This window comes from Pseudomonas sp. LW8 (assembly GCF_041956865.1).
In the GTDB taxonomy this organism is placed as follows: domain Bacteria; phylum Pseudomonadota; class Gammaproteobacteria; order Pseudomonadales; family Pseudomonadaceae; genus Aquipseudomonas; species Aquipseudomonas siliginis.
The window spans coordinates 1,374,996-1,400,172 of the sequence record NZ_CP168138.1 but is presented as its reverse complement, the minus strand read 5'-3'; the positions used below and the strand labels follow the sequence as shown (position 1 = coordinate 1,400,172).

Annotated in this window: 27 protein-coding genes; 10 read left to right on the top strand and 17 right to left on the bottom strand. The window is 60.3% G+C overall.

Annotated features, from left to right (window positions below; translation table 11 throughout):
• Positions 1-51: 51 nt before the first annotated feature.
• Positions 52-1,338, bottom strand: coding sequence for an MFS transporter (locus tag AB9L16_RS06345; protein WP_016771221.1), 1,287 nt, complete (start codon positions 1,336-1,338; stop codon positions 52-54).
• A 159-nt stretch (positions 1,339-1,497) separates the two neighbouring features.
• Here AB9L16_RS06345 and AB9L16_RS06340 point away from each other — a divergent pair, with 159 nt between their 5' ends.
• Positions 1,498-2,412: a LysR family transcriptional regulator gene (locus tag AB9L16_RS06340; RefSeq protein ID WP_095180652.1), complete on the top strand. Its 915-nt coding sequence runs from the start codon at positions 1,498-1,500 to the stop codon at positions 2,410-2,412.
• 282 nt (positions 2,413-2,694) lie between these two features.
• Here the strand turns inward: AB9L16_RS06340 and AB9L16_RS06335 are convergent, their stop codons facing one another.
• The 3 genes from AB9L16_RS06335 to AB9L16_RS06325 are packed head-to-tail and all read right to left on the bottom strand — an operon-like array spanning position 2,695 to position 4,539.
• Positions 2,695-3,237 (bottom strand): DUF2937 family protein, encoded by a 543-nt coding sequence (locus AB9L16_RS06335; protein ID WP_024012023.1) that lies wholly within the window; start codon positions 3,235-3,237, stop codon positions 2,695-2,697.
• A gap of 12 nt (positions 3,238-3,249) precedes the next feature.
• Positions 3,250-4,026 carry a class II glutamine amidotransferase gene (locus AB9L16_RS06330; RefSeq protein WP_041478844.1) on the bottom strand — a complete coding sequence of 259 codons (777 nt, stop codon included), beginning with the start codon at positions 4,024-4,026 and terminating at the stop codon, positions 3,250-3,252.
• Positions 4,027-4,041: 15 nt separating this feature from the next.
• Entirely contained in the window at positions 4,042-4,539 is a 498-nt protein-coding gene (locus AB9L16_RS06325) for a hypothetical protein (protein ID WP_056783588.1), read from the bottom strand.
• 236 nt (positions 4,540-4,775) lie between these two features.
• Here AB9L16_RS06325 and AB9L16_RS06320 point away from each other — a divergent pair, with 236 nt between their 5' ends.
• Together AB9L16_RS06320 and AB9L16_RS06315 are read left to right on the top strand one after the other, a co-directional pair.
• Positions 4,776-6,830, top strand: coding sequence for a S9 family peptidase (locus tag AB9L16_RS06320; protein WP_375123252.1), 2,055 nt, complete (start codon positions 4,776-4,778; stop codon positions 6,828-6,830).
• A 236-nt stretch (positions 6,831-7,066) separates the two neighbouring features.
• On the top strand, positions 7,067-7,540 hold the full coding sequence (locus AB9L16_RS06315) for a cyclic nucleotide-binding domain-containing protein (protein WP_016771227.1): 474 nt from the start codon (positions 7,067-7,069) through the stop codon (positions 7,538-7,540).
• Here the strand turns inward: AB9L16_RS06315 and AB9L16_RS06310 are convergent.
• The gene (locus tag AB9L16_RS06310) at positions 7,537-7,821 is read right to left on the bottom strand and encodes a hypothetical protein (protein ID WP_016771228.1); all 285 of its coding nucleotides are present in this window, start codon (positions 7,819-7,821) and stop codon (positions 7,537-7,539) included. The two genes, AB9L16_RS06315 and AB9L16_RS06310, sit on opposite strands and share 4 nt — an antisense overlap.
• An 81-nt stretch (positions 7,822-7,902) precedes the next feature.
• Between AB9L16_RS06310 and AB9L16_RS06305 the strand changes: the two genes are divergently transcribed.
• The 4 genes from AB9L16_RS06305 (at position 7,903) to AB9L16_RS06290 (ending at position 10,122) form a co-directional block, all read left to right on the top strand.
• Complete coding sequence (locus AB9L16_RS06305) at positions 7,903-8,589, top strand: spermidine synthase (protein WP_071174691.1); 687 nt, start codon at positions 7,903-7,905, stop codon at positions 8,587-8,589.
• Positions 8,590-8,638: 49 nt separating this feature from the next.
• Positions 8,639-9,010 (top strand): YajD family HNH nuclease, encoded by a 372-nt coding sequence (locus AB9L16_RS06300; RefSeq protein WP_003222612.1) that lies wholly within the window; start codon positions 8,639-8,641, stop codon positions 9,008-9,010.
• 182 nt (positions 9,011-9,192) lie between these two features.
• A complete protein-coding gene (locus AB9L16_RS06295) occupies positions 9,193-9,663 on the top strand; it encodes an RNA methyltransferase (protein WP_007911337.1) in 471 nt (156 codons plus the stop codon).
• Positions 9,664-9,744: 81 nt separating this feature from the next.
• On the top strand, positions 9,745-10,122 hold the full coding sequence (locus AB9L16_RS06290) for a DUF2892 domain-containing protein (protein ID WP_236167964.1): 378 nt from the start codon (positions 9,745-9,747) through the stop codon (positions 10,120-10,122).
• Positions 10,123-10,243: 121 nt separating this feature from the next.
• Here AB9L16_RS06290 and AB9L16_RS06285 read toward each other — a convergent pair whose 3' ends face one another.
• From AB9L16_RS06285 to AB9L16_RS06265, 5 genes are all read right to left on the bottom strand, one after another.
• Entirely contained in the window at positions 10,244-10,693 is a 450-nt protein-coding gene (locus tag AB9L16_RS06285) for a YcgN family cysteine cluster protein (protein ID WP_016771232.1), read from the bottom strand.
• Positions 10,694-10,947: 254 nt separating this feature from the next.
• Complete coding sequence (locus AB9L16_RS06280; protein WP_041478849.1) at positions 10,948-11,880, bottom strand: D-2-hydroxyacid dehydrogenase; 933 nt, start codon at positions 11,878-11,880, stop codon at positions 10,948-10,950.
• Between the two features lie 105 nt (positions 11,881-11,985).
• Positions 11,986-12,279, bottom strand: a complete 294-nt coding sequence (locus AB9L16_RS06275) for a YcgL domain-containing protein (RefSeq protein WP_041478850.1) — start codon at positions 12,277-12,279, stop codon at positions 11,986-11,988.
• Entirely contained in the window at positions 12,276-13,409 is a 1,134-nt protein-coding gene (gene rnd, locus AB9L16_RS06270) for a ribonuclease D (protein WP_056783576.1), read from the bottom strand. The genes AB9L16_RS06275 and rnd overlap by 4 nt, the downstream gene beginning before the upstream one ends.
• A 163-nt stretch (positions 13,410-13,572) precedes the next feature.
• Positions 13,573-15,222: a phosphoethanolamine transferase gene (locus AB9L16_RS06265; protein ID WP_236167965.1), complete on the bottom strand. Its 1,650-nt coding sequence runs from the start codon at positions 15,220-15,222 to the stop codon at positions 13,573-13,575.
• Positions 15,223-15,625: 403 nt separating this feature from the next.
• On the opposite strand from AB9L16_RS06265, the gene AB9L16_RS06260 reads away from it, so the two are divergent.
• Both AB9L16_RS06260 and AB9L16_RS06255 read left to right on the top strand, forming a co-directional pair.
• A complete protein-coding gene (locus tag AB9L16_RS06260) occupies positions 15,626-16,798 on the top strand; it encodes a cyanate transporter (RefSeq protein WP_375123251.1) in 1,173 nt (390 codons plus the stop codon).
• A 176-nt stretch (positions 16,799-16,974) separates the two neighbouring features.
• Positions 16,975-17,910 carry a LysR family transcriptional regulator gene (locus tag AB9L16_RS06255; RefSeq protein WP_236167967.1) on the top strand — a complete coding sequence of 312 codons (936 nt, stop codon included), beginning with the start codon at positions 16,975-16,977 and terminating at the stop codon, positions 17,908-17,910.
• 3 nt (positions 17,911-17,913) lie between these two features.
• Here AB9L16_RS06255 and AB9L16_RS06250 read toward each other — a convergent pair whose 3' ends face one another.
• From AB9L16_RS06250 to AB9L16_RS06225, 6 genes are all read right to left on the bottom strand, one after another.
• Positions 17,914-18,279 (bottom strand): 5-carboxymethyl-2-hydroxymuconate Delta-isomerase, encoded by a 366-nt coding sequence (locus AB9L16_RS06250; RefSeq protein WP_041478855.1) that lies wholly within the window; start codon positions 18,277-18,279, stop codon positions 17,914-17,916.
• A gap of 164 nt (positions 18,280-18,443) precedes the next feature.
• Positions 18,444-19,364 (bottom strand): LysR substrate-binding domain-containing protein, encoded by a 921-nt coding sequence (locus tag AB9L16_RS06245; protein ID WP_056783563.1) that lies wholly within the window; start codon positions 19,362-19,364, stop codon positions 18,444-18,446.
• Positions 19,365-19,453: 89 nt separating this feature from the next.
• Positions 19,454-21,559 carry a DUF6311 domain-containing protein gene (locus AB9L16_RS06240; protein ID WP_375123250.1) on the bottom strand — a complete coding sequence of 702 codons (2,106 nt, stop codon included), beginning with the start codon at positions 21,557-21,559 and terminating at the stop codon, positions 19,454-19,456.
• Complete coding sequence (locus AB9L16_RS06235) at positions 21,556-21,942, bottom strand: GtrA family protein (RefSeq protein WP_375123249.1); 387 nt, start codon at positions 21,940-21,942, stop codon at positions 21,556-21,558. Before AB9L16_RS06235 ends, AB9L16_RS06240 begins: the two co-directional genes overlap by 4 nt.
• The gene (locus AB9L16_RS06230) at positions 21,939-22,649 is read right to left on the bottom strand and encodes a bifunctional 2-polyprenyl-6-hydroxyphenol methylase/3-demethylubiquinol 3-O-methyltransferase UbiG (RefSeq protein ID WP_150742402.1); all 711 of its coding nucleotides are present in this window, start codon (positions 22,647-22,649) and stop codon (positions 21,939-21,941) included. Before AB9L16_RS06230 ends, AB9L16_RS06235 begins: the two co-directional genes overlap by 4 nt.
• A gap of 3 nt (positions 22,650-22,652) precedes the next feature.
• Entirely contained in the window at positions 22,653-23,618 is a 966-nt protein-coding gene (locus tag AB9L16_RS06225; RefSeq protein WP_056783552.1) for a glycosyltransferase family 2 protein, read from the bottom strand.
• A 275-nt stretch (positions 23,619-23,893) separates the two neighbouring features.
• Between AB9L16_RS06225 and AB9L16_RS06220 the strand changes: the two genes are divergently transcribed.
• Positions 23,894-24,085, top strand: coding sequence for a DUF1508 domain-containing protein (locus AB9L16_RS06220; protein ID WP_016771242.1), 192 nt, complete (start codon positions 23,894-23,896; stop codon positions 24,083-24,085).
• Between the two features lie 113 nt (positions 24,086-24,198).
• On the opposite strand, the gene AB9L16_RS06215 is transcribed toward AB9L16_RS06220, so the two are convergent.
• On the bottom strand, positions 24,199-25,176 hold the full coding sequence (locus AB9L16_RS06215) for an SDR family oxidoreductase (RefSeq protein WP_041478857.1): 978 nt from the start codon (positions 25,174-25,176) through the stop codon (positions 24,199-24,201).
• Between the last annotated feature and the right edge of the window lies 1 nt (position 25,177).

Sequence of the window (25,177 nt, the reverse complement as noted above, 5' to 3'; positions counted from 1 at the left end):
CTGTAGCTGCTGGTCTTTTTATCTGTAGGAGACTTCTGCGCAGGGTATCAGTTACTGCGCGTCGAGTTGCTTGCCACGGGTTTCCGGCAGGCTCAGCGCCGCCAGAATCACCACGCCATAGGAGACCGCCGCGAAGGCGCCGATGCCCATGCTCAATGGCACTTTCTGGCTGAGCAGGCCGATCAACAGCGGGAACAACGCCGCCAGCGCGCGGCCGATGTTGTAGCAGAAACCCTGGCCCGAGCCGCGAATCCGCGTAGGGAACAATTCGGTGAGAAACGCACCCATGCCGCTGAAAATCCCCGAAGCGAAGAAGCCCAGCGGAAAGCCCAGCCAGAGCATCACGCCGTTACTGACCGGCATCTGCGTGTAGAGCAGAACGATGGTGAACGAGCCGACCGCGAACAAAATGAAGTTCTTTTTCCGCCCCAGCAGGTCGGTCAGATACGCGCTGATCACATAACCGACATAGGAACCGACGATCACCATCGCCAGATAACCACCGGTGCCGAGCACGCTCAGACCGCGCTCGTTTTTGAGGAAGGTCGGCAGCCAGGAGGTAATCGCGTAGTAGCCGCCCAGCGCACCGGTGGTCAGCAAGGAAGCGCGAAACGTGGTGAAGAGCATTCCCGGTGCGAAGATCTCGTAGAACTTCGCCGGGTTTTCCGGAGTTTGCGCGGCTTTGGCTTCGCGATAGATCTCCGGATCTTTCACCAGCCGACGGACGAAAATCACGAATATCGCCGGCACGATGCCGAGGATGAACAGCGCCCGCCAGGCATCTTCCGCAGGCAATACCGAGAACAGCAGCGCATACAAAATCGCCGTCAGGCCCCAACCCAGCGCCCAGCCGGATTGCACCATGCCCACCGCTTTACCGCGATCCTTGGCGCGGATCACTTCACCGATCAACACTGCGCCAGCGGTCCATTCACCGCCGAAACCGAAGCCCATCAGGGTGCGGGCGATCAACAATTGTTCGTAGTTTTGCGCGAAGCCGCAGAGGAAGGTGAAGAAGGCGAACCACAGCACCGTCAGTTGCAGGGTGCGCACGCGGCCGATGCGGTCGGAGAGGATCCCGGCGACCCAACCGCCGATCGCCGAAGCGATCAAGGTGCTGGTGTGAATCAGCCCCGCTTCGCCCGTAGTGATGCCCCACATCGCGATCAGCGTCGGCACGACGAAGCTGAGCATTTGCGTGTCCATACCGTCCAGACCGTAGCCGATCTTGCAGCTCCAGAACGTGCGGCGCTCCTGCTGGTTGATGTTGCGGTACCAGTCGAAAGGTCCGGGGCGAGCCGCAGGCTTGGATAAAGGGAGGGTATCGGGAGCACTCATGGCAAATCTCCGCAGGGCTTTTATTGGTCTTGTTCGAAGCTCCGACGACGCCTATCGTGGGAACCGGATGCGCCGATTTTTCGTCGCCCTGCCCTGCGCCGTCCAACGAATAAAAACCCGCCTTAGGCATAAGAAAAATTTGTCACTCGAGCCTTGTCCATGAATCTGAAGTTTCTCGAGACCTTTGTCTGGGTCGCGCGCCTGAAGAGTTTTCGCCTGACCGCTGACAAGCTGTTCACCACCCAGGCATCGATTTCCAGCCGCATTGCAGTGCTCGAAGGCGAGCTGGGCGTAAAGCTGTTTTTGCGCGACTCACGCGGCGTCAGCCTGACCCCGGAAGGCCTGAAAGTGCTCGACTATGCCGAGCAGATGCTCGACACCATGGCGGCGCTGAAGCAGTCGATCGAGACCCGTTCGAGCAAGGTCGGCCGGGTGCGTATCGGCGTGATGGACACAGTGATCCATACCTGGCTGAGCCCGCTGGTGGCGCAGATGACCGATCTGTACCCACGGGTGGAAATCGAATTGGTCGCGGATACCGCGCTGAACCTCTGCGATCAACTGCAAAAAGGCTTCCTTGATCTGGTTCTGCAAACCGATCTGGTCCGTCACGAAAGCGTGCGCAGCCTCGAGCTGGCGAGCCATCCGCTGGGCTGGATTGTCGCGAGCAATTCGATCTACAACCGCGACTACGCCGACCTCGCCGAACTGGCGCAGGAGCGGATCATCACCTACTCGAAAAACTCACGACCGCATCAGGATATCGTCGCGCTGATGCAGGCCAGCGGCGTCATGGCGCCACGCTTGAATTGCGTGAACTCGGTGTCGGCGATCACCCGGTTGTTGCGCGATGGCTTCGGTATCGGCGCGCTGCCGCCGGTGCTGGTGACCGAGGAGCTGGCACGGGGCGAATTGATCTTGCTCGACATCGAGCAGCGGCCGGCGAATCTGCCGGTGGTGGTGTCGTGGCGGGTCGGGGTTGAGTGGGTCGAGGAGATCGTGACGTTGTGTCAGCAGGTGCTAGCGGGGTATGCGCACAAGGTCGGCAAGGACTACATCACCCTTACTGAATGATTACGTGGCGAGGGGATTTATCCCCGCTCGGCTGCGCAGCAGTCGTGATTGGGGCCAACGCGGTCTTTCAGAGGTACCGCATTTGCAGGTTTTGGGGCTGCTGCGCAGCCCAACGGGGATAAATCCCCTCGCCACGGAACTCATTCGCCACAGAAACCACTCATCCCAGAGCCCATTCACCAAAGAACCCATTCACCCCAGAGCTCATTCACCACAGAGCCCACTCACCACAGAATCCCCCATGCCATAAGGCCTCTCTTGCCAGAGGGGATTGTGCAAGTCTTACAAACCGCGCACATCGCGATCTTCGATCGGTCGGCTCTGGCGCAGGCGGCGGCCGCCGAGGACGACCCAGTCGATCAGGCGGAACAGGCATTCGACGCCGAACGACAGCAGCAACGCGCCGCTCATGCCCCAGATCATCGCCTCTGGCGTCAGCAGGATCTGGTAGCTGTAGCCGTTCCAGGTTTCCTTGCGAATATCCGGATCGGCGGCCAGCACCACTTGCAGGAAGCGCACATACCACGGGCCTTGCATCGCCTGGAATTGCTTGTCCAGCGCGACCTGGCGGGTGAGCAAGGTGTTCAGGCTGTCGGCATCGCTGCGAAAAATCGGGTCTTCGCTGGCACGGTAATGTGCGACCAGCGCCTGCATATCGCCTTTGAAAAACTGATCCGCCGTGCCCTGGAAACCACGCAGACCGGTCTGCGCTTCGATCAGGTGCGCTTCGACACGCTGGGCGTAATCGTTGATGAACCCCGGCACCTGGACACCGATCAACAGGCCCGCCGCAAACAACACCAGCCGTAGATAACTGAGCAACATGGATGCAAATCCTTATTCGGTCTTGCCCTGGCTGACGCATTCGCCGCGTCGCCACAGGCTCCATTGGCCCGGTTCGTAACGGGTCCAGGTTTCGTTTTCGGTCAAAGGCTCGGTGGCAATCACCGTGACCACGTCGTTGGGCGTGGTTTCGGCCTGGAAGTCGACGATCACATCGACATCCTTGAGCCGCGCCGGGCCGAACGGGGCGCGGCGGGTGATCTGGGCGAGTTTGGTCGAGCAATAACAGAACAGCCAGTCACCGTCGCTGAGCAGGCAATTGAACACGCCTTTGCTGCGATATTCGGCGCACGCTGCGACCAGATCCGGCAGCAGCACTTCGATATCGACCGGCTCGGGGAAGGCTGCGCGTACCCGGTTGAGCAAATCGCAGAACGCCGCTTCGCTGTCGGTATCGCCGACCGGTCGGTAGAAACTCTTGATCGCAGTGAAGTCGGCGAGCTGGCCGTTGTGCGCAAAACACCAGTTGCGCCCCCACAGTTCGCGGACGAACGGGTGGGTGTTGGACAGGCAGACCTTGCCGACGTTGGCCTGGCGAATATGGCCGATGACCACTTCGCTCTTGATCGGATAACGCTGCACCAGGTTGGCAACTTCCGACTCGCTGCTCGCTGCCGGGTCCTGAAACAGCCGCAGGCCCCGCCCTTCGTAGAAGGCAATGCCCCAGCCGTCGCGGTGCGGGCCGGTACGGCCGCCGCGTTGCATCAGGCCGGTGAAGCTGAACACGATGTCGGTCGGCACGTTGGCACTCATGCCCAGTAATTCACACATGTGCGGACTCTCGGGTTACAGACGCGGCTCGACCCGCATGCGCTGCGGATTGTTCGGTACTGGCGGGCGACCGTAGCGGTCGTCACCGGCGCCACCGAACGGTTGATCATCGTCGCGCTCTTCGGCACGGGCGGCGGCCTTGGCGGCCTCGGCGCGTTCACGCCGTGCTACCGAGGCACGCTCGATCGGCAGGCGGATCAAGACGAAAACCAGATACACCCCGAAGGCGATCATGCCGTACATGAACAGATCGGAAACCGCGCGCCAGGCGTTGTTGCCGACCTTGAACAGCATGTCCAGGGCGGTGATGGCGATGGCCGGTGCAACTTTGGCTTTCACCGGATCGACGATGGTCGGGCTGAACAGCAACACCGCCATCAGCACACGCAGCGGCTCGCGCAGCCAACGCCACATCCAGGTGGTCAGGCGCATCCATACCAGCAGGCAGCCCACGGCGGCAAAGGCGTAAAGGCCCCAGGCGATCAGATAGTCGTTCTCGGTCATGGTGTCCATGGCAAGGCAGGCAAATAGGCGCTTATAGTAACGACTTTTCGCCCATGCGGCTTGTCCCAATACCAGACGGCCAGCAGCCGCCCCTGTGGGAGCGAGCCTGCTCGCGAATACGGACTGTCAGTTGCAACAGCGTTGCCTGACACACCGCTTTCGCGAGCAGGCTCGCTCCCACACGGGCTGCGGCGCTTTCAAGACCTGCGAACAACCCAATTCCGAATATTGTCCGAGAGCCTTCCATGCCCCAATCCGCCAATGTCATGACTGCCCCGATTGCCCAGCGGGCGCCCGGCGCCGACCCGTATGCCTGGCTGCAGGAACGCGATACCGACGCGGTGCTCGACTACCTCAAGGCTGAAAACGCTTATCAGGAAGCGCAAACCGCCGATCAGGCCGAGCTGCGTGAAAGCCTGTTCAACGAGATCAAGGGCCGGATTCTCGAGACTGATCTGTCCCTGCCCTCGCCCTGGGGCCCCTACCTTTATTACACGCGCACCACCGCCGGTGACGAATATGCCCGGCACTACCGCTGCCCGCGCCCGGCGGACGACAGCCTGACCCTCGATGAAAGCCGCGAACAATTGCTGCTCGACCCGAATGCGCTGGCCAATGGCGGCTTCTTCTCCCTCGGAGCTTTCAGCATCAGCCCCGATCACCAGCGCCTGGCCTACAGCGTTGATGCCTCGGGCGATGAGATCTACACGCTGTTCGTCAAGGAGCTGTCCAACGACAAGGTCAGCGAACTGGAATTCGAGGACTGCGACGGCAGCATGACCTGGGCCAACGACAGCCTGACCCTGTTTTTCGGTGTGCTCGACGACACCCATCGCCCGCATAAACTGTTCCGCTATCGTCTCGATGGCACCGCCGCTGAAGAAGTCTTCCACGAGCCGGACGGTCGGTTCTTCCTGCATTGCTACCGCGCCAGCTCCGAACAGCAATTGCTGCTGTCGCTGGGCAGCAAGACCACCAGTGAAGTCTGGGCGCTGGACGCCAACCAACCGCACCTGCCGTTCAGCTGCCTGGCGCCACGGGTCGAAGATCACGAATACGACGTCGACCACGGCCTGCTCGATGGCGTCTGGACATGGTTTATCCGTACCAACCGCGACGGCATCAACTTCGCCCTGTATCAGGCTCCGGACACTGGCGTGCCGCCGAGCGAGGCCGACTGGCAGAACCTGATCCCGCACAACGAAGAAGTGATGCTCGACGGTGTCAGCCTCAACACCGAGGCGATGACTTTGAGTCTGCGCGAAGGTGGCCTGCCGATCATCGAGGTTCACCCACAGGGCTCGGCGCCGTATCGCGTGCAATTGCCCGATGCGGCCTACAGCCTCCACGTGCAAAACAGCCTGGAATTCGAGAGCGACCGCATTCGCCTGCGCTACGAAGCGTTGAATCGCCCGGCCCAGGTGCGCCAGTTGATTCTTGCCAGCGGCGAGCAAACGGTGCTCAAGGAAACCCCGGTACTCGGCCAATTTGATGCCGACGCCTATGTCAGCCAACGCCTATGGGCCACCGCCCCGGACGGCACGCAGGTGCCGATCAGTCTGGTGATGAAGCGCGAAATGGTCGGTAAACCGGTGCCGCTGTATCTGTATGGTTATGGCGCTTACGGCTCCAGCCTCGATCCGTGGTTTTCTCACGCCCGCCTGAGCCTGCTCGATCGCGGCATGGCCTTCGCCATTGCCCACGTACGCGGCGGCGGCGAGCTGGGCGAAGCCTGGTATCGCGCCGGCAAGCAGGAACACAAACACAACACCTTCAGCGACTTCATCGCTTGCGCTGAGTTTCTGATCCTCAACGGCATCACCACGGCGGAAAAACTGGCGATCAGCGGCGGCAGCGCCGGTGGCCTGCTGATCGGCGCGGTACTCAATCAGCGCCCGGACCTGTTCGGCGTGGCGATTGCCGAAGTGCCGTTCGTCGACGTGCTCAATACCATGCTCGACCCCGATCTGCCGCTGACCGTCACCGAATACGACGAATGGGGCAACCCGGAAGAACCGGACGTCTATGATCGGATCAAGGCTTACGCACCGTACGAAAACGTCACCGCGCAGGCTTATCCGCCACTGCTGGTGATCGCCGGCTACAACGACAGCCGCGTGCAGTACTGGGAAGCAGCCAAGTGGGTGGCGAAATTGCGCGCGACCAAGACCGACGACAATGTGCTGCTGCTCAAGACCGAACTGGGTGCCGGGCATGGCGGCATGAGCGGGCGCTATCAGGGATTACGTGACGTAGCGCTCGAATATGCATTTGTGTTCAAGGTTTTGGGCCTGGCCTGAGGAACTCCGTCGGTCACTTGGGTCTTAATTCCAGACCCATTGTGGCGAAGGGATTTATCCCCGTTGGGCTGCGAAGCGGCCCCAAACCTGCAAACTCAGTATTTCTGAAGCACCGAGTTGGCAGGACTTGCGACTGCTGCGCAGCCGAGCGGGGATAAATCCCCTCGCCACAAAAGCCCGTTCCTACGGGATCCGTGTATAGCCTTGAAATGTGATAACAAAAAGACCGCATCGACATGTCCGAACCGACCTTTCTGAACAACGAAATCCGCGACTGGCTGATGGACTGTGGCCTGTTCGATCAATTGCAGCTGGCCGACTTCGCGGCCGCTTCCGGCTATTTCAGCATCAGCACCGTGGCTGAAGGCGAGGCGATTTTTCGCGAGGGTGATGCCGGCAGTTTCATGTGCATCATCCACACCGGCCAGGTCGCCGTGCAGAAAACCGGCGCTGACGGCCAGGTCATCACCATGGCCACCCTGCGCAGCGGCCGGGCCTTCGGTGAAATGGCCGTGCTTGATGGCGAACGTCGTTCGGCCACGTGTATCGCGGCGAGCAATTGTCAGTTGCTCAATCTGGGCAAGGACTCGCTGGAGAAAATGCTCAACGACGCGCCGAAAATCGCCGCGAAGATCATCCGCGCCCTCGCCGTCTCGCTGTCCAAACGCCTGCGCATGGCCGACGGCCAACTCGCCGCGCAACAGGTTTAGCCGCCGGGGGATTTGACCTTGTTGCCGTTCGGCTCGATGCCCGGCACCGGTTGATCCTTGCTCGGCGGGCTGGGCATTTCAATCGGCACCAGTGGCGGGCTGCCGCTACCGGCGCCCGACTTGGGCAGGGTGATCGGGGTGATCTGCGGATACGGCGTCGGCGTCGCGGTGCCGGGCGAGCCGGGCTGCGGCGTCGGGCTGACCGGAACGCTCTGCTGGGCCTGCACTGCAGTAATCGCGAGCGCGGCCAGGGTAATGACCGTTAGAATGGTGCGCTTCATCAAGGGCTCCGTTTGGCCTTTAGTCTGTGCTCAGGCTACTCCCAACGCGCCTGCTTGCCTTCCCCCCCTTTAGAGATTTCCATGAAACGTTTCGTTCTGCTCGACACCACCCCGATCCCTGAAAACGGCGGTGCCCTGTGCCTGTTCGAGTATGGCGAGGATTTCGTCATCAAGATCCAGGGCGGCGACGGCGGACAGTTGATGAACACGCGCATGCACGGTTCTGAAGATGCGCTGGCCGAGATCCCCTGCCGCAAGGTCGCCGGCCGGCCGAATTCGCGGGTGTTGATCGGCGGCCTGGGCATGGGTTTCACCCTCGCCTCGGCACTCAAGCACCTGGGCAAGTCCGCCGAAGTGGTGGTCGCTGAGCTGGTGCCCGGCGTAGTCGAGTGGAATCGCGGCCCGCTCGGGGAGAAGTCCGGTCGGCCATTGCTCGACCCGCGCACGGTGATCCGTCAGGAAGATGTGGCCAATGTGCTGCAAAGCGAGCCGAACGGTTTCGATGCGATCATGCTTGACGTTGACAACGGCCCCGAAGGCCTGACTCAAAAGGCCAACAGCTGGCTGTATTCCGCCGCAGGTCTGAATGCCTGCGCCAAGGCGCTGCGCCCCAAAGGTGTGCTCGCGGTATGGTCGGCCAGCGCCGACCGACAGTTTTCCGACAAATTGAAGAAGGCCGGTTTCAAGGCCGAAGAAGTCCAGGTCTTCGCCCACGGCAACAAGGGCACCCGTCACACGATCTGGATTGCCGAGAAGCTCAAGGGCTGAGCTAAACTCTGCACATAACCGTCATCAGTCTTTCTGCAAAGGTGAACCCATGAGTTCGTCCACCCCCACCAACACGTCGAAGCTGGACCGCATCCTCGCCGACAACCAGCGCGACAAGGAAATGGGCTACCGCGACAAAGCCCTGAAAATGTACCCGCACGTCTGCGGCCGCTGCGCCCGTGAGTTTTCCGGCAAGCGCCTGAGCGAACTGACTGTGCATCACCGCGACCACAACCACGACAACAACCCGCAGGACGGCTCGAACTGGGAGCTGTTGTGCCTGTATTGCCACGACAACGAGCACTCGCGTTACACCGATCAGCAGTATTTCGGCGACGGCTCGCTGAGCACACCGAAGATTGCCAAGGCCACGCATAACCCGTTTGCGGCCCTGGCTGGCCTGATGAAAAAAGAAGATTGAAGATCTTCATCGCCTGAGCTGGCCCTTTCGCGAGCAGGCTCGCTCCCACAGTTGAAATGCGTTCCCCTGTGGGAGCGAGCCTGCTCGCGAAGGCGGCCGGCCAGGCACCACAAATCTCGAATCTGCCCGCCCTCCCCCAATCCCCGTATAATCGCCCTCTTTTTCCCGAAGGCACCCCGCTCGTGGCAGACAAACGGTACAGCTGCATTGGTTTGTATAACCCCAAATCACCGGAGAACGTCGGCTCGGTGATGCGCGCCGCAGGCTGTTACGGCGTGGCGTCGGTGTTCTACACCGGCAAGCGTTATGAACGCGCGGCCGATTTCGTCACCGACACCAAGCGCGTGCACTACGACATCCCGTTGATCGGCATCGACGACCTGAAAAAAATCCTTCCGCTCAACTGCGTTCCCGTCGCGGTAGAGCTGGTCGAAGGCGCACGGCCGCTGCCGGAATACACCCACCCCGACCGCGCCCTGTATATCTTCGGGCCGGAAGACGGCTCGCTGGATAAAGAGATTCGCGACTGGTGCGAAGACGTCGTGTACATCCCCACCACCGGCTGCATGAATCTCGCCGCCACGGTCAACGTCGTGCTCTACGACCGCATGGCCAAGGGCCTGAACACCCGCTCCGGGCCGAAATTCCGCTGAAGCGTCGCACATTCGATGGAACAAGCTGACCGCCCTGGCAGTCAGCTTATCTATCAATCGCACCCTGCTTGGAGATAGATCATGAGCGAGCTCAAACGCGTAGAACGCATCGAATCCACCCCGTTCCAGTCGCCTTCGCACAAGAATGTGCATGGCTGGGAGCGCATCGGCTCGTTGACCGGCGGCGTGCTGATGGTCGGCAAGGGCCTGCGCCGTGGCGGCGTATTCGGCCTGCTGCAAGTGGCACTCGGCGGCATGGCCGTAGCCCGTGGCATCACCGGGCACTGCTCGGCGAAAAGCCTGTTGGAAAAAGGCCGTCAGGACATGAACAACGTGCGGGCGAAGATCGAACGCGCCGGGGAAGAACTGAGCAAGTTGAAGACCAATGCCGAAGTGGCTACTGAAACAGCCACTGTGACCGGCAATGATTCGCTGACCTCGCCGAAGGCTGGCGTCTGAGGCTTTAAAGCAAAAGATCGCAGCCTGCGGCAGCTCCTACACGAAATCACGTTTTCCATTGTAGGAGCTGCCGAAGGCTGCGATCTTTTGATCTTTACGGGTTCAACAACTCACCATCTCATCAGCCCGCGCGAAAAATCAGATGATCTTCCCAGTCATCTTCCGGCACGCTGCCTTCGGCGAGCATGCGCCCGGACTGGGAAATCCGCTCATGGTGCACCGCGTCGCGGTCGCCACACACCAGGTGATGCCATAACGGCAGATCCTTGCCCTCGCTGACCAGACGATAACCACAGGTCGGCGGCAGCCACTTGAATTCCTCCGCCTGACCCGGCGTGAGCTGAATGCAGTCAGGGACAAACTTGATCCGGTTCGGATAATCGCTGCACTGGCAGGTTTTCAGATCCAGCAGTTTGCAGGCGATGCGCGTGTAATAGACGCTGTTGTCTTCTTCGTCCTCGAGCTTTTGCAGGCAGCACAGACCGCAGCCGTCGCACAGCGATTCCCATTCCTCGTGATCGAGTTGATCGAGGGTTTTGCGTTTCCAGAACGGTTCGACTATGGCGGCCATGGCTCAAGCATCAACATCAAGGTGGTGAAAAGGCCGCCAGTCTAGTGCCAGCGGGCGCGGGGGCCAAGCGCTGGCGACTGCCGGTAAATCCGCTTGTCCGCACCAGCGCCGCCCGCTGAGCAAACTGGTGGCTACACTTTGAAACCAAAGTGGGAGCGAGCCTGCTCGCGAAAGCGCTGTGTCAGACACGCTGTTGTCGACTGACACGCCCTCTTCGCGAGCAGGCTCGCTCCCACAGTGAAATCGGTGGAGAGTCAGTAACCGCGGGTGAAATCCACCTCGCCGCGCAAAGCTTCACCTGCCTCATACGCTTTCAGGTTCTGCACAAACAAATCCACCATCAGCGCCGGCGAGGTCGGTGCCGAGCTGTGCCCGGTCAGGAGCAAGCCCCATGCGGTCCAGAATGGATGGCGTTGCGGCAATGGCTCCTGACGGCAAACGTCGATCACCGCGCCGGCCAGATGCCCTTCCTTCAAGGCTTCTACCAGATCGGCATCGACCACTGCGACACCACGCCCGGCGTTGATGAACAATCCGGTCGGCTTGAATTGCTTGAACAGCGCCGCGTCGTAGATATCGTGGGTGTGTTCGGTGTTCGGCAGCAGATTGACCACGTAATCCACTTCGCCCACCAGACGCGGAAGATCGGCCAGCGCGCCGACCTCGACAAATGGCGCCTGTTCGCGGGCACTGCTGGCGATACCGTACAGCTCGACGCCGAACGGCCGCAGAAACTGCGCAACGCTCTGGCCGATGTCACCGGTGCCGACGATCAGCACCTTGCGCCCTACCAGACTCTGGCCGCTGCGGTTGTCCCACTTGCGCTCGACCTGGCTGACCAGCCGCGCCAGCACTTCGCGTTCGTGGCCGAGGATGTAGGTCAGCACGTATTCAGCCATGACCTGACCGAAAATCCCCACGGCGCGGGTCAGACGATAGTCGCGGCGCAGGCCGTCGGCGAGCAGCGGCGTGATGCCGGCCCAGGTCGATTGCAGCCATTGCGGTTGATGGCCCTGGCGCAGCAAGGTCGCCAGCAGATCCGGCTGGCCCAGCCACACCGGGCAATCGGCGGCCTGACGCGCCAGTTCGGCGGAGTCGCCGCTGGTCAGGATTTCAAGCTCGGGCAGCGCCTGACGCAGCAGGCGGGCGTATATCGCGTAGTCGTGTTCGGCAATCAGAACGCGCATCTTCAAACCTTTCGCAAACCGTGCAGACAGCCGCCGGGTTCGGGCCGGCCATCGCGGTAAAAACAGTTCCAGGGTTAACCGAGGCCCAGAACAGGGCCTCGCGGGTCAGACCGGGTCGTTGCGTCGCAGCAACTCTTCGGGCAAGTGCTCGATGTACTCGTCCTCGGCCGGTGGCATTTGCAGGTGATAGCCCTGCTTGTCGAGGTTTTCCAGAACCACGGTGATGTCTTCGCTGGCCAGCTTGCGCTCGGGCGACAGCACCAGATCGAAGGAATGCTTCGCTTTGCCAAAAGCCGTCATCAGCGCTTCCGGCACGCGCTCGAGCGCATCGCTCTTGAGCACGTAGAGATACATGCCGCTGCGCTTGGAGCTTTGGTAGATGGAGCAAATACGTTTCAAGGCTGTTCTCCGGCGGTGGCCAAGCTGTCGAGCAGCTTCTGGCCGAGCAATTCGCGGCGCCAGCCACGCAGCGAATCGGGCAATTGGTAAGGTCCCTCGGGGAAGCCGCTTTTGACCAGGGCTTCGAGGGTTTTCTTGCGCAGCATCAGTTCCGGGGCAATACCCAGGCGTTCGGCCTCGGCCTGACCCAGCGCGCGCAGTTGTTTGATCAACGCAGCGGCTTCGATCGGCAACGGCTCCGGCACTGCCGGCGGCCATTGATCTGGCCCCACACTGCCAGAGCGCTTGATCAGATCAAGCAGAAACTGACCGTCCTGACGTACGGTACGCGGGTGCATGTCTTCAATCTTGCCCAGCGCCGCGAGGTTATCCGGCTGCGTGCGGGCCAAGGGCCACAGCGAGTGTTCACGGACGATGCGGTTGCGCGGCAGGTCGCGGGCGCGGGCTTCTTTTTCGCGCCAGGCGCACAGCTCACGCAGCACGGCGAGTTGTGCACGGGACAACTTCCACGCCAGTTTCGCCTCGCGATACACCTCGTAAGGATCAGTTTCGCGGCGCAGGTTGGCGACCAGTTCGGCGCCATCCTCCAGCACCCAGGCGAACTTGTCGTCGGACAGCTTGGGCCGCAACTCGACGAACACCTCGGCCAGATGCACGGCATCTTCGGCGGCATAGCTGATCTGGGTTTCGGACAGCGGGCGCTGCAACCAGTCGGAACGGGTTTCGCCCTTTGGCAGGTCGATGCCGAGCACCTCCTGCACCAGACGCGAGTAGCCCATCGAAAAGCCGAGGTTCAGGTAAGCGGCGGCCAGTTGCGTGTCGAACAGAGGCGCCGGCAGGCTGCCGGTCAGGCGCAACAGTACTTCGAGGTCTTCGCTGCAGGCGTGCAGGACTTTCAGCACCGCCGGGTTTTCCAGCAACTCGGCCAGCGGTTGCCAGGCGTTGATGGTCAGCGGGTCGATCAGGTAGGCGCGTTTGCCGTCGCCGATCTGCAACAGGCCGGCAATCGGATAGAAGGTGTCGACCCGCATGAATTCGGTGTCGAGGGCAACGAACGGCAGCTGCTGCCACTCGGCGCAAAACTGCGCGAGGCTTTCGTTGTCGCGAATCCAGTGAATATCGATAGCCACACGGCTCTCCCTTGAAGAATGGCGCGCAGTATATATCGCCACCGACGATTTACGCGCCTTTGAAGGGCAAGAGCTGTAAGGAAATGTCTTGCCTGTCAGCAAGAATAGTCTGACAGCAGAAACAGAAAGGCCCGTCGCATTGGCGCGACGGGCAGGAAACGCTTCACTGCTTGGCCAACACGCCGTCGATCACCGCGCCACGACAGCCGGCAAACATGTCCAAGGCAGGTTGATAGACGCTGCTGCGCACTTCCAGCAGGCCGAGCATCGAGTGGAACAGATTGTCCTGGCTCAGCGGCTTGTCCCGGCTCAGTTGCAGGCAATGGGTGTCGACCGAATAGGCCTTCTGATAGCTGTCAGAGAACCACGCCAGCATCGCTACATGCTTCTGTTGCTCGGGCGCCAGCATATAAGGCGTGCCGTGCAGAAACAGGTTGTACTCGCCCAACGATTCGCCGTGGTCCGACAGATAGAGCATGGCGGTGTCGACTTTGTCCTGATTGCTGCGCAGCACATCGATCAGGCTCGCCAGCACATGGTCGGTGTAGACCAAGGTGTTGTCGTAACCGTTGACGATACTTTCGCGGCTGCAATTGTTCAGCGCGTTACTTTCACAGACCGGAGTGAAGTGTTCGTACTCCTTGGGATAACGCTTGAAGTAGTCCGGGCCGTGACTGCCCATCTGGTGCAGAACCAGCACGGTGTCCTTGTCCAGATGATCGATGAAACTTTGCAGCCCTTGCAGGAGGATTTCATCGCGACATTCGCTGTTGGCGCACAACGCCGGGTCTTGCAACTTGCTGACATCCTGCACCGTGACGCGGTCGCAAGTGCCTTTGCAGCCGGACTGGTTATCGCGCCAGATCACATCAATGCCGGCGCGCTTGAGCACATCGAGCAAGCCTTCTTCGTTCTTGGCCTTGCTGGCGTTGTAATCCTTGCGGCCCATGTTGGAGAACATGCACGGTACCGAGACTGCGGTTTCCGTGCCGCAGGAATGCACGTCAGTGAAGGCGATCAGGCCAGCCTCTTTGTCCAGTTGCGGGGTGGTGTCTCGGTCGTAACCGAGAATGCCGAAGTTCTGCGCCCGCGCACTTTCCCCCACCACCAGCACGGTGAGGGATTTGCGTGGCTGTAGCCGCAAGTCGGGATTGCGCTGGGCATCTTCGCCGATCTTGATGAACGGCTGCTGCGCCGAGACAACTTGCTCTTGCAGATAACCAATGGATGCGCCGATGTAATTGCTCGGCACCAGCATCAGGCGAATTTCGTGGTGATTGCGAAACAGCGACGACAAACCTTGATAGTTGGCCAATGCCACAACACCGATTACCGCCGCCGAGGCAACACTGACGATAACTTTGCTGAACAACTCGCGATGCCAGCGCCGATAATTGACCGGTACTTTCCACAACAACAAACACGGCAAAACACCCAGCAAGAGAATATAAGCGAACAACTTCAACGAGAGCAGATCACGCACTTCAGTCGCGTTGGTCTCGGCAAAGTTGCGCAACATGCCCGCATCAATCATGACGCCATATTGGCTCATGAAATAAGCCACGCCGGCGCTGACTAAAAACAAAAGAGTCAAAAGTGGTTTAAGCAGTGGCCGGAACGCGAATATCGTCAGCACGATATTGAACGCGGCAAGGATCATCACGCCGAACGCCACGCGCATGGCGATGCCCTTGCCATCGGCGGCGGTGATCTCGAACAGGTGTTGCCAAAGCACCAGATTGAAACCGAGCAACAAAAAGGCGCTGGCAAACAACGTCACCCATTCCGGGCGCACGGCTTTTAACTTCAACATGATGAGTGACTGTTCCTGAAAGAAGAGCCTCGTCGATTGTGAAAAATTCATTCACCGAGGCATGCCAAACTTTAGGCAGGCATGGATCAATTTTTCGTGAAAAAGATGCTAATGATTAGTTGCCTCGGAGTACGAACGTGAAAGTTTGCGAGTATTTGAGAATGGTTCAGGGTTTATTCAGTTTCAGGCACTTCACAATGTCCTCTGTGGGAGCGAGCCTGCTCGCGAAAGCGCAATGTCAGCAAATGAATGTTTGTCTGGAGGAACGAATTCGCGAGCAGGCTCGCTCCCACATCGGGACAGGGGTGTTATCGAGTTTTTAGGTCTGGCCCGGGGTTTTCTGATTTGCCGATGCGCGCGCCGCGACGCCTAATCATCAGCCTCCCCACTCAAAGGCCTGCTGATGAATCACTCCCGCCCCGCCGCTTGGCTGATACTCGCGATCATTCTTGTCGCACTTAATCTGCGCCCCTCAATGGCAGCCATCGGGCCGCTGCTGTCGGCGATCCGTGGCGATATACCGTTGAGCTTCACGCTTGCCTCTTTGCTGACGATGCTGCCGGTCATGGCCATGGGGCTGGCGATGTTCTTCGGCCTGCGCATCAGCCAGCGTCTGGGCGAACAACGCACGGTGCTGCTGTCGCTGCTTGTCATCGGGCTGGCGAACGTGTCACGGCTGTTTATCGATTCTGCGGTCGAGCTGATCGTCAGCGCGATACTGGCCGGTATTGGCATAGCCCTGATTCAGGCATTGATGCCGGCGCTGATCAAGACGCGCTTTGCTGACAACGTGGCGTTGTGCATGGGCATCTACGTGACTTCGATCATGGGCGGCGCCGCGATTGCCGCATCGTTCGCGCCGCTGGTGATGGTGCAGACCGGCAGTTGGCGCATCGGGCTGGCCATCTGGGCGGCGTTGGCATTGGTCGCGTTGCTGGTCTGGTGCTTGCAGCCCGCGCAAGCCCTACCAAGGGTGACCCAGCGGGAATCTTTCATCACGCGCCGTCGCGCCTGGTTGCTGGCGATTTTCTTTGGCCTCGGTACGGCGTCCTACACCTGTGTCCTCGCCTGGCTTGCCCCGTATTACGTGGAAAAAGGCTGGAGTGAACAGAACGCCGGGCTGCTGTTGGGTTTTCTTACAGCGATGGAGGTCATTTCCGGCCTGGCAGTGCCTGCGATCGCCAATCGCAGCCGTGACCGGCGTGGGATATTGGCGGTTCTGCTGTTGCTGATCATCGGCGGTTTCTGCGGGCTGATTCTCGCTCCGATAACTCTGGCCTTGTTATGGCCGTGTCTGTTGGGGCTGGGGATTGGCGGTCTGTTTCCGATGAGCCTGATCGTCGCTCTGGATCACTGCGACGAGCCGCAGCGCGCCGGTGGCCTGACCGCGTTTGTACAGGGGATCGGTTATCTGATCGCAGGACTGTCGCCGCTGTTGGCAGGGATCATTCGCGATCGGCTGGGCAGTTTCGAAGGTGCGTGGTGGGCGCTGACTGCGGTAATGGTGCTCATGCTGCTGATGGTTGTGCGCTTCAACCCTCGCGACTACACACGTCGCTTGCCCTGCCCGGGCTAGAGGCCTCTGGCCATCTTTTGCGCACGAGATTGGCAACGTCGTGTTGCTAAAAGTTTCTGTCCCACATGTGTCCGTGAAATGTCCTACGAGGGTTTCTCCTGGCACCATCGTTCCGTTAGGATCGTACGCACACGTTTGCGCGAATTCTGCGCAAGGGGCACAGCGAGACGGAACTCATGCTGAACAGTAATTTGCTTCGCAAGCTCGATATGCAGGACTTGATGGTATTCGTCGCCGTGTACGAGCAGAGCAGTGTCACCGATGTCTCGGAAACCCTGTTCGTCAGCCAGTCCACCGTCAGTTATTGCCTGAAGAAACTGCGCACCAGTTTCGAAGACGAGTTATTCGTTAACACCCGCACTGGCATGCGTCCGACCTATAAGGCCTGCAGCATGTACGGCCATGTGCAGAAGATTCTCGAAAGCATCAACCTCTGTCATGCCGGCGCCCCGGCCTTCGACCCGAGCCGGCAGGCGGTGACTTTCAACATCTGCGCCCCGGAATACTTCGAGCAATTGATTCTGCCGCGTCTGTTGAAGCGCTTCGATTTCGACGACTTGCCAGTGATGGTCAACATGCACAAGTTTGAAACCGACGTGCCGGCCGAAGAGTTGCGCGACGGCAGCCTCGATCTGGTGATCAGTTTCGGCCCGCACTTTCACCGCCAGCATGCGGATCTGAAATCCCGGATGTTGCTGGAAGATGACCTGGTCTGCGTCTTCGACAAACGCGCCACACCACTCGAACCGCGCCTGAGCCTGCAAGCATTCACCGAACGTCGGCATGTGTTTCCAACGCCGTGGACTTCAAGCACCAACATGGTCGACGGCTGGCTGGCGCGGCAAGCGCAAAAGCGCCAGATAGTGGCCCGATCGAACAGCTACAGCGCCGCGTTGAAGATGATCACCGGCACCGATTTCATCCTCACCCTGCCCCGGCGTATCCAGCGTCTGCTGACCAACGACGCAGTGTTCAACCACTGCGAAGCGCCCAACGGCCTGCCGGGTTTCACCCTCGACATGCAGTGGAGCCAGAGCGCCGATCAGGACAGCGCCAACGTCTGGCTGCGCGAGCAGGTGATTCAGGTGTGCAGCGAGCTGGAAAACGCCTGAACGTCAGATGCCGATGGCGGCTTTGCTGTAGGACTCGCGATCGATGTCGAGCAGTTCCACGCACAGTTGCACTTCGAGCCCGGCCGGCCATTCGCAGAGTTCCTGCAACACTGCCAGCAGACTTTGCGAGAGCTGCTTCTTGATCTCCGCCGAGCGCCCGCTGAGCAAGGCCAGTTTCACATGGACGAAGGCACGCTCGCCCTGCGCCGTGCCGACCTTGAAGTTGTCGATCTTGATCGCGCGGCTCTTGATATCGAACTCCGCGCCGAACTGACCGGAACCGACCAGCGTGTTGTTGAGCCGGATCAGGGCGATGTCAGCGTTCAACTGCGTCAGGTTGGCGGTGTATTCCATGTGCAGGTGTGGCATTGCGGATCTCCAGTCGGCGGATGCGGGGCGTACATATACCACAATCACACAGCGTCATTTGTGGGAGCGAGCCTGCTCGCGAAAGCGTCCTTTCAGTTTGCACACCCGCGCCTGCTGAACCGCTTCGCGAGCAGGCTCGCTCCCACAGGGATACGTGGCATCTGTTAGATCTGAATAAGCGGCCGTTCACTCATGAATGCTTCCAGCCGCGAGCGCAGCCAGCGTTCGGCAGGGTCGCTGTCGACGTGGCTGAGCCAGACCATCGACAGGTCCAGTGTTGGCGTCTTGAACGGGAACGGTTCCTGGAACAGCGCCCCGGACGCCGCCATCGCCGCTGCGGTGTAATCCGGCAGGCTGGCGATCAGGTCGGTGCCGGCCAGCAAAGCCGGCAGTGCGCTGTATTGCGGCACCGACAACACCACCTGCCGCGTGCGGCCCAGTTCCGCCAGCCACTCATCGGCGTAACCGCTAACATTGGCCGTGTGTGACACCAGCACATGCGGGCGAGCGCAATATTCGTCGAGGGTCAGCGGCGTATCAGAGGCATCGGCGCGCAGGATGCTTGGCTGGATATGCCGCAGCAGTTTGCGTTTGGCGTTGGCCGGCAGGCCACGGGTCTGGCTGATGCCGACGGTGATATCGCCGGCAGCGAGCAGGTCGGGAATGCGCCAGTAATCGACATGTTGCACCACGAACACCACGCTCGGCGCCTCTTGGCGCAACGCGCGCAACAGCGGCGGCAGCAGGCCGAATTCGACGTCGTCGGACAGGCCGATGCGAAAGGTCATGGTGCTGGTGGCGGGATCGAAATCGCGGGTCAGGCTCAGCGCCGCCGAGAGTGAATCCAGTGCCGGTTTGAGATGGCGGTAAATGTCTTCGGCACGAGCCGTCGGTTCCATGCGATGGCCGACGCGGATGAACAGCGGATCGTTGAGCATCGTGCGCAAACGGTTGAGCGCCGAGCTGATGGTCGGCTGGCCAAGAAACAGCTTCTCCGCCGCGCGGGTCACGTTGCGTTCGAGCATCAGGGTCTCGAACACCACCATCAGGTTGATGTCGGCCTTGCGTAGTTCATTGCGGTTCATCCTTTGCCCCTGCTCCCCGGAATAGCGGCAGTGTAGAAAGGCCCAGGAACCGCGTCTATGGGCCGCTGCGCCGAACAGTCACTGAAGGGTCAATGAAGCGTCAACGCCAGAATGCCAATGGCCAGTTTGCGCGGATCGAGTCCCATGCCCAGCGCTCTCGGGCTGACGGCATCGGCGTGCTGGAAACGAATCACCAGCACGCCTTCACGCTCAATGCGCTGCTGGACTTCAGCTGGCAGGTCAACGGCGACAACGTTCGCTTCGGCCTTGAGCAAGCGGGTGGAGAGCACCGGCACATCGTTGACGCTAATCTCCAGCCCCTGTTCGGTATGCGACGGCGCAATCAAAGCGTTGGCTTCCAGCACAAATGATCTCACCGGCGCCTCGGGCCGCAGAATGATTTGCGATTCACTGCCCTCGGACCACGTGCCCCACGGTTCGCTTTTCGACCATCCGCTGCCGAGGAAAAACGTCGCCAGGCTGGTAACGTTGAAGGTCACGCGCTCGTTCGACTTCATTGGCGAAATCAGCGTAAGAGGATCAGAGGCCACGATAGGCGGGCAATCGGCGCAACGCTTCCAGCCGGGCGCCAGCACGTTCAAACCGTCGATTCTGGCGAGTACGTCAGTCTCGCGATTGAGAGTCAGCGCGGCCGGCAGCACAGTGCGGCTATCGAGTACATACAGCGTATCGGTGGCGTATTGACCAGAGCTGACCATCTGGTCGGCCACAGCCTGGGCCGCCTCGGTGGCCTTGGTACTCATGCGGCCGAGGTAGACCGCATTGGTCGGCAGATGATGGCGTCCCGCATACTCGGCCAGCGTTCGCCACTGCTCCGGATAATTCTCCGGGCGCAGCCAGCGCACCGCCTGATAATGGCGGGCTGCCTGATCCCAGAACGGATCAACCAGTGGCGTCGGCCATTGTGGCGCCGGCGTGGCCATGAACAGGTTGCGCGACTCTCCCCAACCGGAACGCGTATCCGCCACTTGCAGCAACAGGGCAATGCTCAGCAGAATCCGTGCCGTGCGCGAAGTATGGCCGCGAATCACCACGTACAGAATGGCGAAAATCGCCATGTACATGACAGGCCAGATCATCCGCCCCGAACCGCGAAAAATTGTCGCCACCGCAACCACCGCATCCGGCAGCGGGATGTGCAACTCGAATGGGCCGACCCCGATGTTGTTGGAAAACGCAAACAGCGCCAGGCCGGCGAGCGCGAGCAACAGCAACGGGTAGCGACGTGGCTTGAGGTGAACATCCGTGCCGCGTTGCAGCCACGCCGCGAAGGCGCAGATGAACAGGAACACCACACCCAAACCAAGGAAAGCAAAACCGTCACCATCGCCCAACACACCGGGCATGTCGCGCAGGGCAAACGACCAGGTTCCCGGGTCGAAAAAGCTCAGCACATTGGCGCGGAACAGACCGTAGCCCATCAGTGCCAGACCGTCATCGCCGACGCTGAAGTAGCCCGCCTGCCAGCAACACAGACTCACCAGCAAAAACAGACCGATCAGTTCGGCCACAGCTTTGCGCGGCGCCAGATGTCGCCGCAGGGTGTGTGCTGCGAGATCGGCGAGCCAGATCAGCGCAATCATCGCCAGCAAATAGGCGTGAATCAGCGCGGCCGCCGCCAGCAACGTTCCCCAGGCCAGAGAGCGCTTGGGCGTGAAGGGCCGCAGCGCCAGGTACAGCGCGGCCAGCAACATGAAATGCCCGCCCAGGGACAGGTGCACGCTCATGCGGATCAGCATGGCCGGAACGAATAAAAACAGCCCGGTGCCGAGCAACCGCAGAACCGCGTCGCGGGTCACCAGGCCGAGCAGTTTCCAGGCAAACCAGCTCTGCAGAATGAAGCAGGTCAGCAACCACAGTCCGAAATACTGAAACGGCTCCGGCAACAGCGCCGAAAACAGCTTGAACAGAAAGGCAAACAGCGGATTGGAATCGGAAAAGATCAAGCCATTGCTCAATTCAAGTCCATAAGACGGATTGAGCCCCAGCGGAAAGCTCCATGGCGAGTGCCGGAAAAACACCCAACCCTGGTAATGGGTGGCCGGGTCGCCGTCGCCCAGCCAGGCAATGTTCATCGGGTTCAACGCCCGTGGGCCGACCACGATAAAAAAGGCCAGAATGCCTAGCAGCACAGGCAACAGCGCAGCCGCCCGAGAGGTTGAGCAAAGCTTCATCGATACGTCCAGAAATTATGCAAAACGAATGTGAACGCCGGCACCGTCATGGCCACGGCACCGATCCCGAGCAGATAATGCAACCCCGCCACTTGCGCCGCCCAGGCAACCAGCATCGCCAATAGAAAACCGCCCGCCGAGACCGACACAAAGCGCAGTAACGTGCGCCCGTGCAGGCGAGCTGAAAAGCTCCAGGTGGTATTGATCACATAAGACACAACGGTCGCCACGGCAAAGGCGAAACCATTGGCCAGCGGCGGTTCGGGCGCGATGAAGCGGATGAACAGCACAGCCACCAGCGCATGCAGCGCAGTGACGAACAGCCCGGTCAGGGCAAAGCGCAGACCACGGCGAACCAACGCTGAACGATCACTGTCGATCACGGTTTCTGCGCCAGCACGAAGACGCTCAAACCGGCCAGCCGGTTGCTGCCCATCAACGGCAACTCCAGTCGGCAAAGAGTCTTGAGCACGCTGTTGACCCACGGGTGATGACGCTTGAGTTGCGACTGCGGCCGTGCGGTTTGCGAACCTTGAGGTATCAGGCGCAACGCTGCGGCGATAGGAAACACCGCACCGAAATAGTAGGCGCCGCGCTGCACGGTCAAACCGGCATCGCCCGCCAGGGTTTCGAATTGCGCGAGGGTGTAGCGGCGCTTGTGCTCAAGAAAATCATCATGACCGCTCCAGAGAAACTGAAACGCCGGCACCGTCATCAGAAAACGACTGCCCGAAGGCACTTTATCGACATAGTTTTTGAGCAGGCCGAGGTCGTCGTCGACATGCTCGAGCACGTCCATCAGTAACACCAGATCGGCATCGATGCTGTCGATGCCGCGGCGGTAATGCACCGGTTTGCCAGCGGTGGTGGCGCTTGAATCGGCGGGGTAACTGATGTCGACGCACCACGCCTCATGCGCGTCGGTGTGGGTCAGCAGATGATGCGAGAAAAACCCCGAGCCGGCACCGACATCGAGTATTCGTCGGATCGGCATGTTACCCAGCAATCGCCGGGTCGCCGCCGCTTTGCAGCAGTAATACCAATGCTCATCGATGCTGTCGCCGAGGATGTCGGTTTCCTTGAGATCCATCTGTCAGTCCTTGGGGTCGTAAACGCGACGCACCAGAAAAACCGGCCGGCGTTTGGATTCGATATAGGTGCGGCCAAGGTATTCGCCGAGTACGCCAATGCCGATCAATTGCAGACCGCCAAGGAACGTGACTGCGACCATCAGCGAGGCATAACCGGGCAAGTCGACACCGTGGATCAGTGTGCGCAGGACAATGAACATGGCGAACGCAAACGACACCAGCGAAACCGTTGCCCCCAGGTAAGTCCAGACCCGCAGCGGCTCGGTGCTGAAACTGGTGATGCCTTCGAGGGCGAAGTTCCACAGCCGCCAGCCATTGAACTTGCTTTGCCCGGCCACGCGCTCGGGGCGTTCGTAGTCGACATGAGTGGTGCGGAAACCGACCCAGGCGAACAGACCTTTCATGAAGCGGCGCGACTCGGGCAGGGTCAGCAAGGCATCGACCACGCAGCGGTCCATCAAGCGGAAGTCGCCAACGTTCTCCGGCAACGGCTGTTCGGCGATGCGGTTGTGCAGGCGATAGAACCAGTGGGCCGAGGTCGATTTGGCCCACGTGTCGCTGCGGCGGCTGACACGATGCCCCAGCACCACTTCGTAACCTTCGCGCCAGCGCTCGATCATCTGCAAAATGACTTCCGGCGGGTCCTGCAGATCGGCGTCGATCGGTACCACGATCTTCCCGGTGGCCATTTGCAGACCGGCCGACAACGCCGCTTCCTTGCCGAAGTTGCGGCTTAGATCGACGATGCGCAGACGCGAGTCTTGCCGCTGCCGTTCAAGCAAGCGCTCAAGGGTGGTGTCGGTGCTGCCATCGTTGATGAAGACCAGTTCAAGATCGATCAGTGCCTGCGTCTGAAAGACGTCGTCGATGCGCGAAAGAAAGCTGTCGAGGCTGTCGGCCTCGTTGAAAACGGGGATCACCAGCGACAACGTCACCTGCCCGGCCTGTTGCGTTCCGTGCTCAGTCAAAGGAGTGCTCTTTTTATAGTTTGTCGGTCATCGAAAGTCTTTCGAGGCCATGAGCCGTGCCGTATTAAGCAGCAGCCGGCACGCACGTGCAAGCAGGACACGGCGTCATATCGGCCAATTCGCCGGGCAGTCGCCGCGCTCTGGCCAGCGTCTTTCAGAAACATCCGCGAACGATTGGAAACAAATCCGCGATAGCCAAAAAAACCCGCTGCGCTAGGCTTGCGTCGATGCGCCACACAGGTTGGCGCGCCTTTCTATCGCAGGGAGCGAACCCCATGTATTTCGAAATCTACCGACAAACCCGAGGCACCCCCAGCACTGGCAAAGGCCAGTGGCGCTGGCGTCTGCGTGCGCGCAACCACGAGACGGTGGCCAGTGGCGAATCGTATGTGAACAAGGCTGATTGCCTGCACGTGATCAATCTGATCAAAGCCGTTCAAGGCGAGACGCCGATCAAGGAGATTTGAGCGAAACCACATTCATCAAAGGTGCATGTGCTGCATTTGTTGCTTCCATGCACCCCAGCGCCTCTAGCAGCGGGCGCAGAGATGCGTCGACAGTGGAGCGAACCAGGAAAGCATCAGAGCTGTAACAGAACCACGCCGACCAATATGGCAATCACTGCCGATATCGCCAGCACTTGCGTCGAGGTCAAGGCCAGCGCTGCATCCCTGGAACGGCCGACGAAGCGGCCGCGAATCTGATGCCGATCCGGCTGCGCTTCGAACAGGTTGTCCGGGTGCTCGTTGTCTTCAGGCTCATTGGTCTGCTGACCGGACCATGCACTTCGCGCCATCAAACGGTCGAGCAGACCGGGCATGACCGACTGCCCAATAATAGCTTTGATCGTCGACCACCCCAGCCACAACTCTCGCGGAGGATGCTTTACCACACTGAAAATCGCCCGTGCCGCTACGTCGGGGTCGTGAATCGGTGGCACAGGTTGGGGACGCTTGGGCAATTTGTTGCGCGCCCAGTCGAACTGCGGGGTATTGATCGCGGGCAATTGCACCATGCACACGCGAATATGGCTGCGCTCATGCAGCAACTCACAGCGCAACGAGTCGGTAAAACCGCGCACGGCAAATTTTGCCCCGCAGTAAGCGGCCTGCAACGGAATGGCCCGATAGGCCAGCGCCGAGCCGACCTGAATGATCAATCCTTTGTTACGCGGACGCATCAACGACAGCGCTGCCAACGTGCCATGAACCGTGCCGAGATAGGTCACCTGAGTAACCCGCTCGATCTCGGCGGCAGACAATTGTTCTATCGGCGAAAGCACCGTGACCATCGCCGCGTTAACCCATACCGCCAGCGGCCCGAGCGCGGTTTCCAGTTGCTGGGCGGCCTGCTGCACGGCGAGCGCATCGGCGACGTCGACGCTGACTGTTTCAACCTGAACGCCATACGCTTGCAGCTCCTCTTGCGTGGCGGCCAGGCCCGCCGGATCACGCGCCAACAGTCCGATGCGGTAGCCCCCAGCGGCAAATCGATGAGCCACCGCGCGCCCGACGCCAGCACTGGCGCCGCTAATCACCACCAAAGATTGCTCCTGCATG

Coding starts and splice junctions, on each gene's coding strand:
- AB9L16_RS06345 (WP_016771221.1), bottom strand. CDS start 1,338: ATGAGTGCTCCCGATACCCTCCCTTTATCCAAGCCTGCGGCTCGCCCC.
- AB9L16_RS06340 (WP_095180652.1), top strand. CDS start 1,498: ATGAATCTGAAGTTTCTCGAGACCTTTGTCTGGGTCGCGCGCCTGAAG.
- AB9L16_RS06335 (WP_024012023.1), bottom strand. CDS start 3,237: ATGTTGCTCAGTTATCTACGGCTGGTGTTGTTTGCGGCGGGCCTGTTG.
- AB9L16_RS06330 (WP_041478844.1), bottom strand. CDS start 4,026: ATGTGTGAATTACTGGGCATGAGTGCCAACGTGCCGACCGACATCGTG.
- AB9L16_RS06325 (WP_056783588.1), bottom strand. CDS start 4,539: ATGGACACCATGACCGAGAACGACTATCTGATCGCCTGGGGCCTTTAC.
- AB9L16_RS06320 (WP_375123252.1), top strand. CDS start 4,776: ATGCCCCAATCCGCCAATGTCATGACTGCCCCGATTGCCCAGCGGGCG.
- AB9L16_RS06315 (WP_016771227.1), top strand. CDS start 7,067: ATGTCCGAACCGACCTTTCTGAACAACGAAATCCGCGACTGGCTGATG.
- AB9L16_RS06310 (WP_016771228.1), bottom strand. CDS start 7,821: ATGAAGCGCACCATTCTAACGGTCATTACCCTGGCCGCGCTCGCGATT.
- AB9L16_RS06305 (WP_071174691.1), top strand. CDS start 7,903: ATGAAACGTTTCGTTCTGCTCGACACCACCCCGATCCCTGAAAACGGC.
- AB9L16_RS06300 (WP_003222612.1), top strand. CDS start 8,639: ATGAGTTCGTCCACCCCCACCAACACGTCGAAGCTGGACCGCATCCTC.
- AB9L16_RS06290 (WP_236167964.1), top strand. CDS start 9,745: ATGAGCGAGCTCAAACGCGTAGAACGCATCGAATCCACCCCGTTCCAG.
- AB9L16_RS06285 (WP_016771232.1), bottom strand. CDS start 10,693: ATGGCCGCCATAGTCGAACCGTTCTGGAAACGCAAAACCCTCGATCAA.
- AB9L16_RS06280 (WP_041478849.1), bottom strand. CDS start 11,880: ATGCGCGTTCTGATTGCCGAACACGACTACGCGATATACGCCCGCCTG.
- AB9L16_RS06265 (WP_236167965.1), bottom strand. CDS start 15,222: ATGTTGAAGTTAAAAGCCGTGCGCCCGGAATGGGTGACGTTGTTTGCC.
- AB9L16_RS06260 (WP_375123251.1), top strand. CDS start 15,626: ATGAATCACTCCCGCCCCGCCGCTTGGCTGATACTCGCGATCATTCTT.
- AB9L16_RS06255 (WP_236167967.1), top strand. CDS start 16,975: ATGCTGAACAGTAATTTGCTTCGCAAGCTCGATATGCAGGACTTGATG.
- AB9L16_RS06250 (WP_041478855.1), bottom strand. CDS start 18,279: ATGCCACACCTGCACATGGAATACACCGCCAACCTGACGCAGTTGAAC.
- AB9L16_RS06245 (WP_056783563.1), bottom strand. CDS start 19,364: ATGAACCGCAATGAACTACGCAAGGCCGACATCAACCTGATGGTGGTG.
- AB9L16_RS06240 (WP_375123250.1), bottom strand. CDS start 21,559: ATGAAGCTTTGCTCAACCTCTCGGGCGGCTGCGCTGTTGCCTGTGCTG.
- AB9L16_RS06230 (WP_150742402.1), bottom strand. CDS start 22,649: ATGGATCTCAAGGAAACCGACATCCTCGGCGACAGCATCGATGAGCAT.
- AB9L16_RS06220 (WP_016771242.1), top strand. CDS start 23,894: ATGTATTTCGAAATCTACCGACAAACCCGAGGCACCCCCAGCACTGGC.
- AB9L16_RS06215 (WP_041478857.1), bottom strand. CDS start 25,176: ATGCAGGAGCAATCTTTGGTGGTGATTAGCGGCGCCAGTGCTGGCGTC.